Below are 19,269 nucleotides of genomic sequence, written 5' to 3' on the forward strand. Positions count from 1 at the left end.
CCATGCGTTTATCGGACGGATGCCCGTTTCTCGGACGATCCTGCGCGGATCGTCCGAGAAACGGGGGATCACCCGAAGAGCGGATGCCTGTCGTCAGCCCTTCGAGACCAGGAACTCCCTGAAGTCGGCCGCGGCGAGCATCGCGCGGACTCCGGCGGTTCCACCGGTCGCGCACGACGGATCCGTCACCGACACCCTGGCCTGGTCCCACGACGAGGTGCGCTGCCCCGTCGCGGTGATGGTGCAGCCCGAGGTGCGGAGCGTGACCCGGTACCAGGAGTTCACCTGCACGCCGCCGGGCACCCCGGTGTCGGCGAGCGGCGTCCACGACCCGTTCGCCTTGCCGAGCGACAGCCGTCCGGTGCTGCCGTCGACGCCGGCGAAGTAGCCCGTGTACGCATCGGGGCCGACTCCGGGAGAGGTCATCCGCGCGAGCACGCCGGCGTTTCCGCTCGGCGCGGTCAGCGACGTGAGCCGCACGTCGGACGACACCGTGTACGCGTCACCGGCGATCGGAGACGCGAACTTCGGACCGTCGGTCGCGGATGCCGACTGACGTTCGATGCCGCCGGCGATCGTCGACCAGCTGCCGCCGTACCCCGTCCACCCCGTCGAGGCGCCGGATGCCCACGAGTCGGCGTAGGCGGCCGCCGTCGACGCGCCGGCCTGGGTGACCTGGAGGTTGCGGAACGACGCCGAGCTCAGGTGCGTGCGCACCCCCGCCTGACCCGAGGCGAAGCATCCGGCGTCGGTCGCGGTCGCCGTGGTGGATGCCGTGCCGTTGTCGGGCTTGATCGTGGCGGTGATCGTGCAGCCGACGATGCTCGCCGTGAGGTGGTACCAGGTGCCGGCGCTCACGCCGCCGGTCACGTTCTGCAGGGCGAGTGAGGTCCAGTTGTTGTTCTGCTTGCCGATGAAGATCGTGCCGTTGGTCTCGACGCCGACGTAGTACCCCGCGTGCGCGTCGGCGCCGACCGCTGGTGCGCGGGTGCGCAGCAGCACGCCGGCCTGACCGGTGGTGTCGAGGCGGATGTCGGTGTCGAGCGTCACGTCGGTCCATCCCGTCGAGCCCACCAGGGACTTCGGTCCGCTGGAGGCTCCGGCCTGGGAGTAGACCCCGCCGCTCACCGACCATGCGCCGCCGTACGTGGACCAGCCCATGTCGTTGCCGGAGTCGAACGGCGCATAGAGGGGAAGAGCGCCCACCGGGCCGGTGCCGAACCGCACGTCGCACCTCGTGGTCGACCCGGCGACGAACTTGGGGGAGACCATCATGATCGCCGACCCGGATGCCGTCGGCACGATGCTCGGGCTGTAGTTGGCGCAGTGCTTGCCCGGTCCGTTGTTGTAGTCGCCGGTGGGGTCGATCGTCATCGGCGCCGATACCGCCTCCCAGGCGCCGACGCCGAGGTTGGTGTTGGTGAACACCACGCGTCCCGACTCGGGCTTGACGACCGTCGTCGGACCGTCCGCCCCCGTGACGACCCGCTGGCCGGACATGATGAGGGTGCCGTTCGGACCTCCGGCCGGACTCCACGCGAGTGCGGGGGTGTGCAGCAGCTGACGGCCGTCCGCCGTCTGCACGAGGGTGCCGAGGTCGGTCGCCGACCCCCACGAGGCTCCGTCCGGCGAGGTCTTCAGGTAGACGCGACAGGTCTGGTCGGCGTTGCCCACCGAGTCGCGGCACAGCTCGTAGCCCAGCGCGTAGGTGCCGTTGGGCAGCTTCCGCACGATCGGCATGCCGGGGCGCGAGCTGCTGTCCCCCACCGCGACGACGTCCGTCTGGCTGCCCCAGGTCGCGCCGCCGTCGGACGACGTCGTCATCACGAGCTTCTGGCTGTAGCCGGAGGAGCGCAGACGCTCATCGGAGAAATGGCAGGCGAGGTCGCCGTTGGCGTTCAGCACGATCTCCGGCTCCCACAGGCCCGTGGACACCTGGTTGGGCGCCCCCGACTTCGTCACGCAGTTGCCGCGGCGGATCCAGGTGGCTCCGTAGTCGGTGCTGATGAAGGTCTGCACCTCCTGATTCGACCAGTTCACGTTGTCCCAGGCGTTGCCCGCGGCGATGATCGTGCCGGCGGGCAGACCTCCGGCTGCCTGCGGCAGCTCGTACATCGATCCGAAGTAGATGCCCCACCCGGCGGTCGGCGAGTAGAGGGTGCTCAGCGTCGACCAGGTCTGGCCGCCGTCGGTGCTCCGCTTGACGACGGAGTGGGTGCGCACGCCGGTGTCGTTGACGCTGTACATCACCAGCAGGTCACCCCGCCGGCTCTGGTCTGCGCTGGCGCCCAGCCGGATGATGCGCGGGTAGTCGTTGTTCTCCGCGCCGCTCGGCGACGACGGCGCTGCGACCACCGAACCCGGTGAGGCCGAAGCCGCCGTGGGGAGGGCCACCAAGCCCGCCGCCCCCAGCACCGCCGCCGCGAGGACGGCCGTCAGACGGGAGGGTCGTCGCCGCCCCGTGGATGATCTCTGCATGACGCTGCTCCTTCTCTTCGTCGAGACGGACGTTCGCCGTCCCGGTCTAGGTGTGCGCGATCCCGCGCACCACGAGCCCTTCTACGCGGAGATTTCCGCCCGCCGCACGGATGCCGGTGGCGCCCGTGGCGTGAGGGAGGACGTCCGCGACGTCGATGATCGGCACGCCGTCGAGTTCGACGGCGATGCGCTCTCCGCGCAGCCTCACGACGACACGGTGCGGCACCTCGGAATCGATGTCCGCCGCTGCGGAGGCGAGGATGCGCTCGTCGTAGTCGTGCCGGGCCAGCACCACCCGGTCGACGTGCAGCTGCACGGAGTACCCGAGCAGGAAGTTCACGCCGAGTCGGGTGTCTGCGCCCTCTCCCCCCTCGGAGAGGGCGCTCGCCCTCACCAGGAGGTCTCCGTGTCCGCCGCTCTCGGTCGCCGTGAACACGAGCGCCGCCTCGATGTCGACGTCCGCGCGCGGGGTCGGATCGAGGAGGGCCTTGCCGTAGCCCGAGAGCGCGCCGTCGACCGGGCCCGCGTCACCATCGCCGAGTCCCGGCGAGACCGTGATCAGCTCGATGACGGGCCTGCCTGCCACGGCGGAGATCCGCAGCGGGTTCTCCCCGTGCGTGAGGCGGATCTCCGTCGTCACGACGTGACCGTCGTGCCGCACCGGAACGCGGGTGCTCTCCCCTCCGGCATCCACCCCGATGACGTCTCCGGCGGAGAACACCCCCGCGAGCTGCAGGGAGAACGCGCCCCCACGCGCGGCGTGCAGGCGGTAGCCGGCGGACTCCCCTGCGGCGAGCGCGAGGCTCTCGCCCTGCGTCGACGGGGCGTCGGGCGTGAGCGCGGCCCAGAGCCTCCCCGGCACCGGAACGACGGCCCGGCGATCGGACTCATCGGGAGTGGTGTCGGTGAGGGCGACGTGGCCGATGCGCACGCCGCCGCCCCGCGCATGCACGCCGACGAGGGCGGGGGCGTCGAGCGGCGCAAGCTCCAGCGGCTGACGCCGTCCGTCGAGGAAGACCTCGATGCGGTCGTGGTCGGCGACGATCCTCCACGTGTGCAGCGCGGCGTGCGCGAAGCCTGGCGGGAGCGGTGCATTCCCTACCGGCTCCCCGCCGTCGATCGCGTGCACGCGATGCGCGTCCCGATCGATCCCGACCACGATCCGACGGCCGTCCTCCGTCTCGAGCATCACTCCGTGCTCGGCGGCATCGAGCACCGTCAGCGACACCTCGGCGGTGAGCGCGGGCACGGCCCCGATGCGCCAGAGCGCAGCGGCGTCCAGCGCGCCGGTCAGCACGGCGGAACGATGACCGGCGGCCAGCATCCCTCCCTCGACCTCCCAGGACGCGGCGTCGCCGTCGTTCCAGGCGCAGCGGTGCGTCGGCTCCGCGGGGGCGGGGGCCTCGCGCGACGGCCCGAGCACGAGCAGCCGACCGCCGCCCCACACCTGACGGTCGATGTTCAGATGCCGGGTCAGGTCGGGGTTCATGTTGTGGAACACGAGGTACGTCGACACCAGGTCGGGGCCCACGATGCTGCAGCTGTGCCCGAGCCCGGTGTACTCCGGGTCGGTGCTGACCACCAGCGGATTCAGCGGCCCCGGACTCCACCCGGTGAGCGGATGATCGCTCGACGCCGCGTCGATCCGGTAGCCGGCGCTCAGGTAGTGGTTGCCCGTGAGCGTCATGTGGTACCTGCCGTCGCGCTTCGCCACGAAGGGACCCTCGGTCCAGCCGTTCATGTGGATGCCGGTGAGCACGGGCTCCCCGAACTCGGTCGGCGAGGGCATCTCGCACCCCCAGATGCCCTCGTCGCCCGCCCAGTAGAAGTACCGGCGACCGTCATCGTCGATGAGCACGTTGCCGTCGATCGCGTGCCCGACGTTCCCGCTCACGTCGACGAACGGACCGGTGGGGCTTTCGCTCCGCAGCACGTGGTGTCCTTGACCGGACGGCGAGGTGTACATGTGGAACTCCCCGTCGGCGTAGACCACCTCCGGCGCGAACGGGACCAGTCCGGGGAAGACGTCCGGCGCGATCGTCGGGCCCTCCGGCGCCCAGTGCAGGAGGTCGTCGGAGCTCCAGCAGTCCACCTGCGGGGTCGTCGAGTAGAGGTAGTAGCGGCCGTCATGGCGGAGCACGAAGGGGTCGGCGTAGTCGCCGTCGCGGGCGATCGGGTTCTCGTAGACGGCCACGGTCACTTGATCCCGCTGATCGCGAACGAGTCGACGAAGTGCCGCTGCATGAGGCTGAACAGCACGACCACGGGGAGCACGGCGATGACGGACGCCGCCATCACCATCGGGAAGTCGGTCTGCTCGGCGTAGTAGCCGGTGAGCGAGGCGACCACGAGCTGCACGGTCGACTTGTCGGGCGAGTTGGTGAAGATGAGCGGACCGAGGTAGTCGTTCCAGGTCGCCATGAAGACGATGATCACGTTGGCGGCGATCGCCGGTCGGCACAGCGGGAGGAAGACGCTCCAGTAGATGCGGAAGTACCCCGCTCCGTCGAGCTTGGCGGCGTCGAGCAGCTCGGTGGAGAGTCCCATCATGTACTGCCGCAGGAAGAACAGCATGAGCACGTTGCCGAGGGTGCCCGGCACGATGAGCGGCAGCAGGGTGTCGATCCAGCCGACCTCCGCGTAGACGAGGAACTGCGGGATGAGCGTGACGATGACCGGCACCATCATGGTCGCCAGCAGCAGGGTGAACAGCAGCCCCTTGAGCGGGAAGCTCAGCTTGGCGAACGCGAACGCCGCCATGGTGGTCGAGAAGGTGCCGATCGCCACGACGAGCAGCGTGACGATGGCGCTGTTCAGCAGGCCCGAGGCGAGGGGCACCACGTTCCACACGTCGACGTAGTGCGAGAAGTCGAACGGGTCGGGGATCCACTGCGGCGGGAACTCGAAGACCATCTTCGACTCCTTGAGCGAGGTCGACACCATCCACAGGAACGGCAGCACCATGGTGAGCGCCCCGAGCAGGACGAGCACGAAGAAGACGACGGTCGTCGCGCGACGTCGCGCCGTGAGGGTTCGCAGAGTGGCCATGTCGGTTCAGTCCTCCGTGTGTACCCAGCGCCGGGACACCCGGAACTGGATCAGTGTGATGACGAGGATGACGAGCGCGAAGAACACCGCGACGGCCGAGGCGTAGCCCATCTGATTCGAGGCGAAGGCCTTCTCCCAGATGTAGTAGGTGATGGTGGCCGCGCTGTAGTTCGGCCCGCCGTTCTTGGTGAACAGCTGCACCTCGACGAAGGTCTGCAGTGAGCCGACGATGCCGACCACGATCAGGAAGAAGGTCACGGGGGAGAGCATCGGCAGGGTGATCGAGAAGAACGTCCGGATGCCGGATGCGCCGTCGAGCCGCGCGGCCTCGTAGTAGCTGTCGGGGATGTTGTTGAGGGCGGCGAGGTAGTAGATCGACGTGATGCCGATCATCTTCCAGACGATCATGATCACGATCGTGACCTTGATCCAGGCGGGGTCTCCCAGCCAGTCGGGCCCGCGGATGCCGAACCAGTCGCTGAGCCCCTGATTGATGGGACCGAACTGGTAGTTGAAGAGCCACTTCCACATCACCACGAGCGCGACGATCGACGACACGTAGGGCAGGAAGTAGAGCACCCGGAAGACCTTGTTGCCGGGGGTGCGGCGGTGGCTGGCGATCGCGAAGAACAGCCCGAACACGAGGTAGAACGGGATCGGCAGCAGCATGAAGAGGGTGTTGCCCGAGGCGATCCAGAACTTGCGGTCGGAGAGGAACGCCGTGAAGTTGTCGACTCCGACGAAGTGCTGCTCGCCGCTCAGCACGTTCCAGTCGGTGAAGCCGGCGTAGACGGCGACCGAGACGGGGACGACGAAGAACAGCAGCAGCTGCAGGGTGATCGGCGCGACGAAGACGACGCTCCAGGTGCGCTCATGGCGCGCCTGTCTGGACGCTCTCCTGGGTGCCGTCATGGGCGGGCCTCTCTCGTGAGGGGTCGTCCGGGCCGGTGCACGGCCCGGACGACCCTGTCCGTCTGGTGCTACTTCGCCGTCGCGATCGCGTCGTCGAGCGCGGTCTGCATCTCCGCCTCCACCGACTTCGTGTACTCGGCGGCGGTCACCTCGCCCCGATAGACGCTCGCCACGTTCGACGAGAACACGTTCCACCAGTCGCCGTTGTAGGTGAAGGTCTGAGTGGGTCGGTGGCCGACCTCCTCGATGATGCGGATGAACTGCTGCTTGTTGGCCGGCGGCTTGTCCATCGCCAGGTATTCGTCGTTCGTCATGTCGATGAGGTTGGGGACCGCCTGGCCCTTCTCCATGTTCGTGCGCTGCGCGTCTTCGTTGAAGGCGAGGAACGCGGCGAGGTTCTCGGCGTCTGTGGGGTTCTTGCTCGCCTTCGACACCGCGAAGCCGACGCCTCCGTACCAGGTCGCCTCCGACGAGGTGGGCGTCGGGACGGGCCACGGCATGAGGTCCCAGTCGAACGTCACCTCGTCCCAGAACTGCCCCTGGCTCCACGGGCCGATTCCCATCATTCCGATCTTGCCGTCGATGAACCGCTGGAAGCTCCCCAGCGAGCTCTCCTCCTCCGAGCTCGGCGCCACTCCCTCCTTGAGGGAGAGGTCGGCGACCCACTGCAGGGCCTCGACGAACTTCGGGTCGGTCACGGAGACCTTCGTGTGATCCGCGTTCAGCCAGTCGGCGTCGTTCGACCACACCGCGGACTCGAGCGAGTACGGGGCGGTGCCGTAGGTCTTGTCCGCGCCCTCCCCTGAGGTCAGCTTCTTGGCGTTGGCGACGAACTCGTCCCAGGTCCAGGGGACCTCGGGGTCGGGATCGGGGATGCCGGCCGCCGCGAAGAGATCCTTGTTGTAGGCGAGGGCGAAGGGGCCGATGTCCTTGGGCAGCGCGTAGATCGCCCCCTGCCCCGGCGTCGTGCCGTCGAACTTCCAGAGGTCGATCGCGTTCTTCCACACGTTGTCGGCGTCGAAGATCTCGTTGTCGGCGACGTAGTCGCTGAGATCGGCGATCACGCCGTTCTTCACGAGCGGCTGCAGGTTCTCGCCCACCATGTAGAAGACGTCCGGCGTCTTCTTGGCGGCGATCATGGTCTGCAGCTTGGTCTGGAAGTCGGCCGCGGGCACGCTGATGTAGTCGACCTTCACCCCCGGGTACTTCTTTTCGTACTGCGCGATCATGTCCTTGAAGACGTCGACCTCCTGCGGGGACCCCCACCCCATGAAGGTGACCGTGCGGTCGCCGGACTGCTCTCCCGAGCCCCCGCCGGAGCATCCGGCCAGAACCAGGGCGGTGGCCGCGACCAGAGCGACTGCTGCGGTGCGTGTTCTCATCTGCCTCTCCTGAATGTGTGAGGAGCCGCCGGTCTCCCTCGACCGCGGCGCTGCGGGTATCCGGCCTGGGAGGACCGGCGGGAACTGCTCTGTTCGGGACGCTAATGTATAGCGCTGTAAATGTCAAAGGATTCTTCCTCGCGTTCGGCCCTAAGATGGCGGAATGGCGACAGGCAGGTCCGGCGGACGGGTGCGATTGCAGGACGTGGCGACCCTCGCCGGCGTCTCGATGAAGACCGTGTCGAACGTCGTCCACGACTACGAACACGTGTCGGACCGAATGCGCGAGCGGGTGCAGGCGGCGATCGACGAGCTCGGGTACCGCCCCAACCTCACCGCGCGACGCCTGGCGACGGGCCGCACCGGGATGCTCGCGCTCGCGATCCCGGAGATGGATCAGCCGTACTTCGCCGAGATCGCCCGCTGCGTCGGCGAGGAGGCCGGCCGCCGCGGCTACCGGATCATCGTGGAGCAGACGCTGAACGACGTCGAGGCCGAACGCGCCGTCATCCGCGACCGCGAGGAGGGACTGGTCGACGGGGTGATCTTCCACCCCGCCCGCATCGACACCCTCGAGATCGCGCGCCTGCGCCCCGACACCCCGCTCGTGCTGCTCGGCGAGGCCGCGCGCCCGCTCACCGCCGACCACGTCATGATCGACAACGTGCGGGCGGCCCGAGAGGCCACCGAACTGCTGCTCGCGACAGGGCGGCGCCGGATCGCCTTCCTCGCCTCGGTGCGCACGGAGATCGCGGAGTCGACGCACCTGCGCCTGCTCGGGTATCAGGAGGCGCTGATCAGCGCCGGCATCCCGCTCGACCCTGCGCTCGTGATCGAGAGCGACGGCTTCGGGATCGACGACGGCGTGCGCGCCCTGACCGCCGCGCTCGACAGGGGCGTCGCCCCCGAGGCCGTCCTCTGCCGCGACGACCTCTTCGGGCTGGCCGCGATGAGGGCGCTGAGCAGCGCCGGACTGCGCGTCCCGGAGGACGTCTCGGTGCTCGGCTGGGACGACACGTCGTTGGCCAGGTACGCGACGCCGGCCCTGTCATCCGTGTCGCCGGACAAGCGCGCGATCGCGGCGTCGGCGCTCGATCTGCTCGAGGACCGCATGAACGGCTACGACGGCATCGGGCGCCACCTCCTCGCGCCGTACACGATCGCCGACCGCGGCACTGTGGCTCGACTGCCTCTCTGAGGCATCGCGCCGACGCATCGGCGTCCATCACTGGATTGCATCTTTCTAGCGCTGCAAGTTTTGGATATGCTTCCTGCCATGCCACAGGAAAGCCTCGCGTCGGCCAGCAGCCAAGACGGCCGGTACCCCCGCCCGCAGCTCGTCCGCGCCTCATGGGCCGATCTCTCCGGCCCCTGGCGGTTCGCCGTCGACCCGGATGACCGCGGGATCGCGGAGGGCTGGGCGCAGGATCCGGCGGAGATCGCCGGGGAGATCATCGTGCCGTTCCCCCCGGAGTCGCCCGCGTCGGGCATCGGCGACACCGGGCTCCATCGCGTGCTCTGGTACCGACGCACCGTTGCCGCGGCCGAGGTGGCTGAGGCAGGTCACGAGGGAGGCCGCACGCTGCTGCTGCACTTCGGCGCGGTGGACCACCGGGCCGACGTCTGGATCGACGGCGCCCACCTCGGAGCGCATGAGGGGGGCCACACGCCGTTCACGGTGGTGGTGCCGGAGAGCGCGGCAGCCGGCTTCGACCTCGTCGTGCGCGCAGAGGACGACCCCCTGGACCTCGCGCAGCCCCGGGGCAAGCAGGACTGGGAGGAGCGGCGCCACGTCGTCTGGTACGACCGCACCAGCGGCATCTGGCAGCCCGTGTGGCTGGAGTCGGTGCCCGCCCGTCACGTGCGCAGGCTCACCTGGAGCACCGATCCGGATGCCGCCGTCGTGCGCCTCTCGGTCGAGCTCGACGGCCACCCGTCGCCGGGAACCCGACTCTCGGTGCGCATCACCCGCGGAGAGGAGGTGGCCGCGGCACAGGTGACGGAGCTCACCGGACCCCGCCAGACGCTCACGCTCTCCCTCCCCGCACTGCGCAACGGCCAGGCACGGGATGCCTGGCTGTGGACCCCCGAGCATCCACTGCTGCTCGACGCGGCGGTGGAGCTGCTGCCGCCGCACGGCGATTCCGACCGGATCGGCTCGTACCTCGGCATCCGCTCGGTGGGGACCGACGGCGGCCGGGTGCTCGTCAACGACCGGCCGGTCGCCGTGCGCGCGGTGCTCTCCCAGGGCTACTGGCCGCAGTCGCATCTCGCGGCCCCGGACGCCGACGCCCTGCGACACGAGGCGCAGCTCATCAAGGACCTCGGGTTCACCTCGGTGCGCGTGCACCAGAAGATCGAGGACCCGCGCTTCCTCTACTGGACCGATCGCCTGGGTCTTCTCGTGTGGGCTGAGATGCCGAGCGTGTACGAGTTCTCCGCGCTCGCGGTCGAGCGGCTGGTGAGCGAGTGGACGGCCGTGGTTCGGCGGGACTCGTCGCACCCCAGCATCATCGTGTGGGTGCCGCTCAACGAGAGCTGGGGGGTCGACCGGATCGCACAGGTCTCCGAGGAGCGCGAGCTGGCCCGCACGCTCTACCACCTGACGAAGACGCTCGACGGCTCCCGTCTGGTCGTGTCGAACGACGGGTGGGAGCACACCCGCTCCGACCTGTTCACCGTGCACGACTACGAGAACGACTCCGCGGTGCTGCGGGCGCGCTACGGCACATCCGATGCCGTGCGGCAGACCCTCGACGGCATCGCCCCGAACGGCCGGCGCATGCTCGTGGGCACGCCGGAGGAGTCATCCGACACCGCCGGACGGCCCCTGCTGCTCAGCGAGTTCGGCGGCGTGAGCGTCGACCGCGCCGCCGACGGCACCTGGGGCTACCGGACCGTCGCCTCGGACGAGGCACTGGAGGCGCATCTCTCCACGCTGTTCTCCGCGGTCCGGGACTGCGCCCCGCTGGCCGGATGGTGCTACACGCAGCTGACCGACACGGCGCAGGAGACCAACGGACTCACCGACGAGAACCGCGTGCCGAAGATCCCCGTCGATCGACTTCGGCGGATGATCACCGGCGGCGCCGAGCTGCCCGCCGCATCCCCCGTCTTCCACGCCTAGCCCCGCCCCGCGCTCCCGGCTTCCGAACTTCGGACGCATGTCGCTTTTTCGGACGATTCCGCGCGGATCGTCCGAAAAACGGGTGATCGTCCGAATTTCGGATGCGGCGGCAGGCGGATGCCGGGTCAGACGCCGATGATGCGCGGAGGGGGCGGGGGCGCCAGCTGACGCCGCGGCACCCCGTGCGCCTCGCGGTGCAGGCGCTCCATGCGACTGTCGAGCTCGGCCGCGGCATCCGCAGCATCCGTCAGGCTGTCGACGAGGTGCGAGGGCACCTGATTCGAGAACTTGTAGTAGATCTTGTGCTCGAGGCTGGCCCAGAAGTCCATCGCTATCGTGCGGAACTGCACCTCGACCGGCACCGACAGCGCCCCCGTGGAGAGGAACACCGGCACCTCGAGGATGGCGTGCAGGCTCTTGTACCCGTTGGGCTTGGGGTTCTTGATGTAGTCCTTCACGATCCGCACGGTGATGTCGTCCTGCGCGGTGAGCAGATCGAACAGCCGGTAGACGTCGGCGATGAAGCTGCAGGTCACGCGGACACCGGCGATGTCGGTGATCTCCTCGCGGATGCGGTCGAAGTCGGGCTCCTCGATGCCCTTGCGCGCGATCTTCTCCACGATGCTGTCCGGCGACTTCACCCGGCTCTTCACGTGCTCGATGGGGTTGTACGCGTGATCGTGGGTGAACTCGTCGCGCAGGATCGAGATCTTCGTCTCGACCTCGCGCATGCCGAACTCGTACTCGCGGAGGAAGCGCTGGAACTGATCCCTGAGCTCTTTCGCCTCGGTGATCGCGCTCTCGTCGACGGAAACCGTGCTCATGCTCACGACGCTACGCACTCGTGATCGGAAATCCCTGTGCATCGTCGATGAACGGCGCTCAGGCACCGGCGGTGCGCGACTCCGCGGTCAGCTCGATTTCGCCTCTCGCGTCGACGAGCTCCTGTCCGGTGACGAGCCCGGGGAGGCCACGGCCGAGACGCGTCGTGAACAGCAGCACGACGGACGCGAGGATGAGGAGGGACGAGATCCCGTCGAAGGCGTCGCCGAGCAGAGGCAGGGCCCCGATGCCGCCGATGCCCGCGACCCAGCGCAGCGGACGGGTCAGCGCCACCGGCATCCGCGACCCGGCGTAGCGCAGCTGCACCGCCAGGTCGCCCACCGACCGCCCGCTGATCAGGATGATGAGCAGCCACAGCCCTGACGCCGCCGAGATGCCCATCACCTCGGCGAGGCGTCCGTCGAGGACGGTCTGCCGATCGTGCAGGACGTACTCGAACCACAGCTGCGTGACCACCGCGACTCCGTACATCACGAAGCCGTAGGCGAGGGCGTCGCAGAGCATCGCGATCGCGCGACGTCCGCGCGTCACGGGTCGCGGCTCGCCGGCATCCGCACGCACGCGCACGCCGCGCAGGGAACGCGGCACCACGAGCGCGAACACCGAGCCGAGCACCGCGCCCGTCGTGTTGGTCATCAGGTCGCCGACGTCGAAGAACCGGTAAGCGCAGGGGTACAGGCCCCAGACGCCGGTCAGCTGCGTGGTCTCGATGAGGAGCGAGAGACCGAACCCGACAGCGAGGGCGGTGGGGATGCCGCGGGCGCCGAGCACCCGCAGGAAGACCCCGAGCGGCACGAACAGCAGCACGTTGAAGACGAGCTGCAGCAGCGCGGGGTGGCGCAGCGGGTTGCCCGGCGCGGCGAGCGCCTTCTGCACGTCGCGCACGACCTCCATCGGGTCGGTGATCATGCCGACGCAGCGGATCGTCTCGGGGTCGGGCAGCGGCAGCAGCGTGTAGGTCCAGATCGCCCAGAAGTAGACGAGGGCGGCGAGCCAGAGCAGGGTGCGGCCGAAGCTCAGGCTCCCACGGCGGCGGTAGCTGATCGCCACGAACGGCACGAAGAGCAGGATGCCGAATCCCACTCCGATCGCGATCGCGATGAACCCCAGAAACACTTGATCCCCCACGGGATCCCAGTCTATGTCGCCCCCGTAAGGATTCCGTTAGGGCGGCGCACGCGGGGTGTAGGGATTCCGTGAGGATGTCGTGAGGAGCACGGGGAGTGGCGTAGGCTCGCCCGACGTGTCAGACGAATCCCGGGAGAATCCGGACGCACCGCAGATCGCCAAGCGGATCCTCATCGGAGACCCGCTGACGAGCGAGCAGGCCGACAACCAACTGCTCCCCAAGCGCATGGCGCTGCCGATCTTCGCGTCCGACGCGTTGAGCTCGGTCGCGTACGGTCCGCAGGAGATGCTGCTGACGCTCGCGCTCGGCGGGCTGGCGTTCCTCACCTTCGCGCCATGGGTCGCCGCAGCCGTCGTCGTCCTGCTGATCGTGGTCGTGCTGAGCTACCGCCAGCTCATCAAGGCGTACCCGTCCGGCGGCGGCGACTACGAGGTCGCGTCGAAGAACCTCGGCGAGATCCCCGGAGTGATCGTCGCGGCCGCCCTCCTGGTCGACTACATCCTCACCGTCTCGGTGTCGATCGCCTCCGGAGTCGACAACATCATCTCCGCGGTCCCCGAGCTCGACCCGCTCCGGGTGGAGCTCGCGGTGGGCTTCGTCGTCCTCATCGTCATCGTGAACCTGCGCGGCGTGCGCGAGGCGTCCACGGTGTTCGCGATCCCGACGTACCTGTTCATCGGCTCGGTCGGCGTCATGATCGTCACCGGTCTCATCCGCACCTTCCTCGGCGACGCCCCCGTGGCCGACAGCGCCGCGTATCAGATCCAGGGCGAGCACCTCGCGGATGCCGCCATCATCCTGCTCATCCTGCGCGCCTTCTCGAGCGGATGCTCCGCCCTCACCGGCGTCGAGGCCGTGTCCAACGGCGTGCAGGCGTTCCGCGCCCCGAAGATCCGCAACGCCCAGACGACCCTGGTGATGATGGGCTCCATCGCCGCCCTGCTGTTCGCCGGTCTCACCGCCATGGGGCTCATCACGAACGTCCACTACGCCGAGAACGCCTGCGACCTGATCGGCTTCGACTGCTCGAAGCCGCAGCCCAGCGTGATGGCGCAGATCGCCGCCGCGACCTTCGGCGGCGGCAGCATCCCGTTCTTCATCGTGCAGGCGGCGACCGCCTGCGTGCTGCTGCTCGCGGCCAACACCGCGTTCAACGGCTTCCCGCTGCTGGGCGCCGTGCTCGCCCGCGACGGCTACGCGCCCAAGTCGCTGAACACCCGCGGCGACCGCCTCGTGTTCTCGAACGGCATGATCGTGCTCGGCATCGCCGCGATCATCGTGCTGGTGGTGTTCCAGGCGAAGCTGACCACCCTCATCCAGCTGTACATCATCGGCGTCTTCGTGTCGTTCTCGCTCGGGCAGATCGGCATGGTGCGGCACTGGAAACGGCTGCTGCGGCAGACGGACGGCAGCGTCTCGGCATCCGATCGCCAGGGCGCGAAGGTGGGCCTCGTCATCAACACGATCGGCGCGACGCTGACGGTCTTCGTGCTCGTGATCGTGACGATCACCAAGTTCACGCACGGCGCGTACCTCGTGTTCATCGCGATCCCGGTCCTGGCGTTCCTGATGCTGGGCGTGAAGCGGTACTACCGCGACGTCGAGCACGAGATCGCGATCGACGACATCACGAAGTTCGGCGCCACGGGAGACGTCGCGCTCGTCCTCGTCAGCAAGCTGCAGAAGCCCGTCGTGAAGGCCGTCGACTACGCGATCGCCGCCAAGCACGGCAAGACGATGGCGATCCACGTCGCCGTCTCCGCCGAGGAGGCCGCCGCGCTCCAGAAGGAGTGGGAGGATCACCTGATGCCGATCCCGCTCGTGATCGTGGAGTCGCCGTACCGCTCCTTCGCGCAGCCCATCGCCGGCTTCATCAAGAAGTACCGGGCGAAGCACGGATCGTCGGTCGTGACGGTCTACCTGCCGCAGTACATCGTGGGCCACTGGTGGGAGACGTTCCTGCACAACCGCCGGTCGAGGCGCATCGCCAACCAGCTGATGCTCATCCACGGCGTCTCCATCACGCTCGTGCCGTGGCTGCTCGACTCGTCGGAGCTCATCTACGGCCGCCGTTCGCGTCCGCTGCCGGGCCAGGAGCGCGCCGGTCGCCCCGTCGTCGTGAACGGACGACGCGCCCACCGCCCCGAGGGGCCGCCGTCGGAGGACCCGACGGCGAAGAAGGGCGCGAACGAGGCCTGAGGCTGGTGCTCAGCCAGCGACGAGGCTGAGCACCAGCGCCGCGACGACCACGGTCGGCACGGCCACCGCTGCACCCCAGAGCATGAAGCGGCCCCAGCGGATGTCGACGCCGAGGGAGACGACCCGGTGGTGCCAGAGCAGGGTGGCCAGTGACGCCCACGGGGTGATGAGCGGCCCGAGGTTCACGCCGATCAGCAGAGCCATGAGCGCGACGGGTCCGTGCGCGGAGGGTTCGAGGATCAGGTAGGCCGGGAGGTTGTTCACGCCGTTCGCCGCCACCGCTCCCGCCGCCGCGAGCCCCAGGAGTTGGCCGGGGCCGTCACCCGACGACGCGAGCGCGTCGAGGAACCCCAGGATGCCCTGCGCGTGCGCGGTCTCCACCAGCACGAACAGCGCACCGGCCAGGCCGAGCGCACGCCACGGGATGAGTGACAGGCGCAGCACATGCCTTCGGCGGACGGCGAAGAGGACGACGAGGGCGCACGCCGCGGCCGTCGCGGGGATCCAGACCTCCGTCATGACGGCCAGTAGCGGCATGAGCACGATCAGCACCCCGGTGGCGCTCCAGAACAGGATGCGGTCGGAGGGCGCGCCGCCCGTGGGCACGCGGTAGGCGGCGAACAGCGTGCGGCGATGCGCGATGGTGAGGATCGCGACCGGGATCGCGATGCCGACGAGCGTGGGCGCCCAGCTGAGCGCGAGGAACGCCCCCGGATCGCCGCCCATGCGCTGCGCGGCGAGGAGGTTGGTGAGGTTCGAGACGGGGAGCGCGAGGGATGCCGTGTTCGCCAGCCACACGGTGGCGAGGGCGAACGGCAGCGGGCTCACCCCGATGCTCTGCGCCAGGACCACCACGACCGGGGTGACGATCACGGCGGTGGTGTCGAGCGACAGGAACACCGTGCTCACGACGGCGAGCGCCACGACGGCGGCCCACAGGCCGATCACCCACCCTCGACCCCAGCGGGCGAGATGCTGGGAGAGCACGTCGAACACGGCGGCATCCCTGGCGAGCTCGGCGACGACCGTGATCGCGATGACGAAGCCCATGACCGGCGCGATGCGCAGTCCGAGCGCCTCGGCGTCGTTCGTCGGGAGGAGCCCCGTGAGCACGCAGACCGCCGCGACGGCGACGAGCGCGAGGATGATCACCGTCCCCGCGCTGATCCGTCGAGTCGGTGCGCCCACCTCGCGAGTGTAGACCTCCTCAGCGCGCCTCGAGAACGCCGCCCAGGATGCCGGCCGCCTCGGCGAAACGGGCCGGATCGGCGCTCGCGTAGTTGAGCCGCACGAAGGGCCCGGACGGCTCCGCGGGGAACCACTCGGCGCCGGGGGCGACGATCAGTCCGCGGACCTCGCACTCGCGGGCGATCTGCCCCACGTCGGACCCCTCGGGCAGCCGCACCCAGAGGTTCAGCCCGCCGACGGGCACGGTCTCGACGGTCGCGAGCGGGGCGTGCTCGGCGAGGCACGAGAGCATCAGGTCGCGCCGGGAGCGCAGCTGCTCGCGGAGGCCGCGGAGGTGCGTGCGCCAGCCCGGCTGCGTGACCACCTCGAGCGCGGCGACCTGGAGCAGACCGCTGACGTACATCGATCCCGCCGCGCGGTCGCCCAGGATGCGCTCCCTGGCCGGTCCTCGCGCGATCACCGCCGCGACGCGGAGCGCCGGCGACACGCTCTTCGTGAGCGATCGCAGGTACACGACGTGTCCGTCGTCGTCGAGCGCGGCGAGCGGACGCGGCTCCGCATCGATGCCGAGATCGTGCGCCCAGTCGTCTTCGATGAGGAAGGCGCCGTGTCTCCGCACGCTCTCCAGCACCGCGTGCGCGGTCTCCGCCGGCCACTGCGCGCCGGTCGGGTTCGCGAACGTCGGCTGCGCGTAGAATGCGCGGGCTCCGGTCTGCGCGAACGCCCGCTCCACGGCATCCGGGTCGGGCCCCGCCGGTCCCGAGGGGATCGGCACCAGCACGACCCCGGCCTGCTCCGCCGCGAGCATGGCGCCCCAGTAGGAGGGCGACTCGATCAGCAGCGGCCGGCCCGGCCCGACCACCGCGCGGAAGATCGAGCTCAGTCCGCTCTGGCTGCCGGAGATGATCAGCGCGTCCCGCGCCGCCGCCGGGGTGACACCGGCAGGGGCGGATGCCGCGAGCTCCCCGGCGAACCACGCCTGCAGATCAGGGACACCCGCCGCCGGCGCCCTGGTCATCGCGATCTCGGTGCGGGAGACGCGCGCGAGCGCCTGACGCACCAGACGCTCGGGGAGCAGCTCGACCGCGGGATACCCCGCGTGCAGTCCGATCGCGTCGGGGGCGGCGACGCGCTGCGCCGATGCGAGCGCTGACGTGCGGTTCGGAGGAGCGCCGAGGGCTCCGGTCTGCCAGCCGTAGTCGACCGACCGCGCCGCGCGCACGGCGCGCACGAACGTGCCGACGCCCGGCCTCGACTCCACGAGCCCCAGGCCCACGAGCCGGCGCATCGCCTTCTGCACCGTCACGGGGCTCGCGCCGTACTCGGCGGTCAGCGCGCGGTTCGACGGCACCCGGGCCCCCGGAGGGGCAGCGGCGATCCATCCGCGCAATCCGGCGACGATTCGGTCGGTGCTATCCTGACTCATGAAAGATCAGAGTAGCGTTATCCTCGATCAGCCGAAAGCGCTATCCTCGCGCGCCGGCCTCTGGTGGGGTCTCCTCGGCATCCTCGCGTTCTCGTTCACGGTGCCGTTCACCCGCATCGCCGTGGGCGGCCTCTCCCCTCTCTTCATCGGCGCCGGACGCGCGGTCGTCGCCGCCGGACTCGCGGCGATCGCGCTGGCGGCGACCCGACAGCATCCGCCGACCCGTTCGCAGTGGGCGCGCCTGGCCGTCGTCGCCGGCGGTGTCGTCGCCGGCTTCCCGCTGCTCACCTCGTTCGCGCTGACGATCGCCCCCGCCGGACACAGCGCTGTCGTGATCGGCCTGCTCCCCGCGGCGACCGCCGTCATGGTCGTGCTGCGCACGAAGGAGCGACCCGCGGCATCCTTCTGGGTCTTCGCCATCCTGGGCGCGGCCGCCGCCGTCGCCTTCGCATCGCTGCAGAACGGCGGTTTCGGCGGGCTGCAGTGGTCGGACCTGCTGCTGTTCTGCGCCGTGCTCGCCGCGGCGATCGGATACGCGGAGGGCGGCCTGCTCGCACGCGAGCTCGGCTCGTGGCAGACGGTCTCGTGGGCGCTCGTGCTCGCCGCACCGCTGATGATCGCGCTCACCACGGTCTCGGTCGCCGCCGATCCTCCGAATGCCACGCCCGTCGACTGGCTGGCCTTCTCCTACCTCGCCGTCGTGAGCATGTTCCTCGGCTTCTTCGCCTGGTACCGCGGCCTCGCGATCGGCCCGATGGCGCAGGTCAGCCAGGTGCAGCTGGCCCAGCCCGTGATCACGATCATCTGGGCGGCGCTCCTGCTGCACGAGCAGATCGGCTGGGCGACCGTGCTCGGCGGTCTGGCCGTGATCGCGTGCGCCGCGCTGGCCGTGCGCACCCGGCTCACCCCCACGCGATCGACCGAGGAGTCCTGATGCGCCACACGCCCCGCTACCTGATGACCGACCAGGAGGAGGTCAAGCGGCTCATCCGCGGCAACCCGTGGGCGACGTTCGTGTCGCCGGCATCCACCGGCCTCGTCGCATCGCACTACCCCGTGCTGCTCGACGAGGACGAGAGCGGCATCGTGATCGCCAGCCACTTCGGCCGACCCGACGAGCAGCTGCACGAGCTCGGCGCGCACGAGGTGCTCGTGATCATCCAGGGACCGCACGACTACGTCTCGCCGAGCCTCTACGAACCGGGAGACCTGGTGCCCACCTGGAACCACGTGACCGCACATCTCTACGGCACGCCCGTGATCCTGGACGAGGAGGAGAACTACGCGATGCTCTCCCGCCTCACCGACCACTTCGAGCAGCACAGGGCGCACGGCCGCAGCCTGAGCGACGACGAGGAGGGCACGCGCCGTGCGGCCAAGGGCACGGTGGGCCTGCGCATGCGGGTCACCCGGTTCGACGCCAGGGCGAAGCTCAGCCAGAACAAGCAGCCGGAGGTGCGCGAGCGCATCACGCGGCGGTTCGATGAGACCAACGGCCCGCTCGCCCAGGAGATGCGGCGCATCCAGGGGTGACCGC

The 19,269-nt window shown here is 69.5% G+C and carries 14 protein-coding genes; 5 read left to right on the forward strand and 9 right to left on the reverse strand.

The window, feature by feature from the left end; all coding sequences use genetic code 11:
• Nucleotides 1-93: 93 nt before the first annotated feature.
• From MRBLWH10_RS15170 to MRBLWH10_RS15190, 5 genes are all read right to left on the reverse strand, one after another.
• Complete coding sequence (locus MRBLWH10_RS15170) at nucleotides 94-2,478, reverse strand: family 16 glycoside hydrolase (protein ID WP_341940548.1); 2,385 nt, start codon at nucleotides 2,476-2,478, stop codon at nucleotides 94-96.
• A 46-nt stretch (nucleotides 2,479-2,524) separates the two neighbouring features.
• Nucleotides 2,525-4,678, reverse strand: a complete 2,154-nt coding sequence (locus MRBLWH10_RS15175) for a family 43 glycosylhydrolase (protein WP_341940549.1) — start codon at nucleotides 4,676-4,678, stop codon at nucleotides 2,525-2,527.
• Nucleotides 4,675-5,526, reverse strand: coding sequence for a carbohydrate ABC transporter permease (locus MRBLWH10_RS15180; protein ID WP_341940550.1), 852 nt, complete (start codon nucleotides 5,524-5,526; stop codon nucleotides 4,675-4,677). Before MRBLWH10_RS15180 ends, MRBLWH10_RS15175 begins: the two co-directional genes overlap by 4 nt.
• A gap of 6 nt (nucleotides 5,527-5,532) precedes the next feature.
• Nucleotides 5,533-6,438, reverse strand: a complete 906-nt coding sequence (locus tag MRBLWH10_RS15185; protein WP_341940551.1) for a sugar ABC transporter permease — start codon at nucleotides 6,436-6,438, stop codon at nucleotides 5,533-5,535.
• Between the two features lie 68 nt (nucleotides 6,439-6,506).
• A complete protein-coding gene (locus MRBLWH10_RS15190; protein WP_341940552.1) occupies nucleotides 6,507-7,820 on the reverse strand; it encodes a sugar ABC transporter substrate-binding protein in 1,314 nt (437 codons plus the stop codon).
• 163 nt (nucleotides 7,821-7,983) lie between these two features.
• On the opposite strand from MRBLWH10_RS15190, the gene MRBLWH10_RS15195 reads away from it, so the two are divergent.
• Nucleotides 7,984-9,018 (forward strand): LacI family DNA-binding transcriptional regulator, encoded by a 1,035-nt coding sequence (locus MRBLWH10_RS15195; RefSeq protein ID WP_341940553.1) that lies wholly within the window; start codon nucleotides 7,984-7,986, stop codon nucleotides 9,016-9,018.
• 78 nt (nucleotides 9,019-9,096) lie between these two features.
• Nucleotides 9,097-10,947: a glycoside hydrolase family 2 TIM barrel-domain containing protein gene (locus tag MRBLWH10_RS15200; RefSeq protein WP_341940554.1), complete on the forward strand. Its 1,851-nt coding sequence runs from the start codon at nucleotides 9,097-9,099 to the stop codon at nucleotides 10,945-10,947.
• 125 nt (nucleotides 10,948-11,072) lie between these two features.
• Here MRBLWH10_RS15200 and MRBLWH10_RS15205 read toward each other — a convergent pair whose 3' ends face one another.
• Both MRBLWH10_RS15205 and MRBLWH10_RS15210 read right to left on the reverse strand, forming a co-directional pair.
• Entirely contained in the window at nucleotides 11,073-11,771 is a 699-nt protein-coding gene (locus tag MRBLWH10_RS15205; RefSeq protein ID WP_105673243.1) for a GTP pyrophosphokinase family protein, read from the reverse strand.
• A 58-nt stretch (nucleotides 11,772-11,829) separates the two neighbouring features.
• Nucleotides 11,830-12,918: a VanZ family protein gene (locus MRBLWH10_RS15210; protein WP_341940555.1), complete on the reverse strand. Its 1,089-nt coding sequence runs from the start codon at nucleotides 12,916-12,918 to the stop codon at nucleotides 11,830-11,832.
• Nucleotides 12,919-13,144: 226 nt separating this feature from the next.
• On the opposite strand from MRBLWH10_RS15210, the gene MRBLWH10_RS15215 reads away from it, so the two are divergent.
• The gene (locus MRBLWH10_RS15215; RefSeq protein ID WP_341942599.1) at nucleotides 13,145-15,118 is read left to right on the forward strand and encodes an APC family permease; all 1,974 of its coding nucleotides are present in this window, start codon (nucleotides 13,145-13,147) and stop codon (nucleotides 15,116-15,118) included.
• A gap of 9 nt (nucleotides 15,119-15,127) precedes the next feature.
• Here MRBLWH10_RS15215 and MRBLWH10_RS15220 read toward each other — a convergent pair whose 3' ends face one another.
• Nucleotides 15,128-16,306, reverse strand: coding sequence for an SLC13 family permease (locus MRBLWH10_RS15220; protein WP_341940556.1), 1,179 nt, complete (start codon nucleotides 16,304-16,306; stop codon nucleotides 15,128-15,130).
• 19 nt (nucleotides 16,307-16,325) lie between these two features.
• Nucleotides 16,326-17,732 (reverse strand): PLP-dependent aminotransferase family protein, encoded by a 1,407-nt coding sequence (locus tag MRBLWH10_RS15225; protein ID WP_341940557.1) that lies wholly within the window; start codon nucleotides 17,730-17,732, stop codon nucleotides 16,326-16,328.
• Here MRBLWH10_RS15225 and MRBLWH10_RS15230 point away from each other — a divergent pair.
• Together MRBLWH10_RS15230 and MRBLWH10_RS15235 are read left to right on the forward strand one after the other, a co-directional pair.
• Nucleotides 17,731-18,666, forward strand: coding sequence for a DMT family transporter (locus MRBLWH10_RS15230; protein WP_341940558.1), 936 nt, complete (start codon nucleotides 17,731-17,733; stop codon nucleotides 18,664-18,666). The two genes, MRBLWH10_RS15225 and MRBLWH10_RS15230, sit on opposite strands and share 2 nt — an antisense overlap.
• Nucleotides 18,666-19,265 carry an FMN-binding negative transcriptional regulator gene (locus MRBLWH10_RS15235; protein WP_341940559.1) on the forward strand — a complete coding sequence of 200 codons (600 nt, stop codon included), beginning with the start codon at nucleotides 18,666-18,668 and terminating at the stop codon, nucleotides 19,263-19,265. The genes MRBLWH10_RS15230 and MRBLWH10_RS15235 overlap by 1 nt, the downstream gene beginning before the upstream one ends.
• The last annotated feature ends 4 nt before the right edge of the window (nucleotides 19,266-19,269 follow it).

The organism is Microbacterium sp. LWH10-1.2 (assembly GCF_038397765.1).
Taxonomy (GTDB): Bacteria; Actinomycetota; Actinomycetes; order Actinomycetales; family Microbacteriaceae; genus Microbacterium; species Microbacterium natoriense.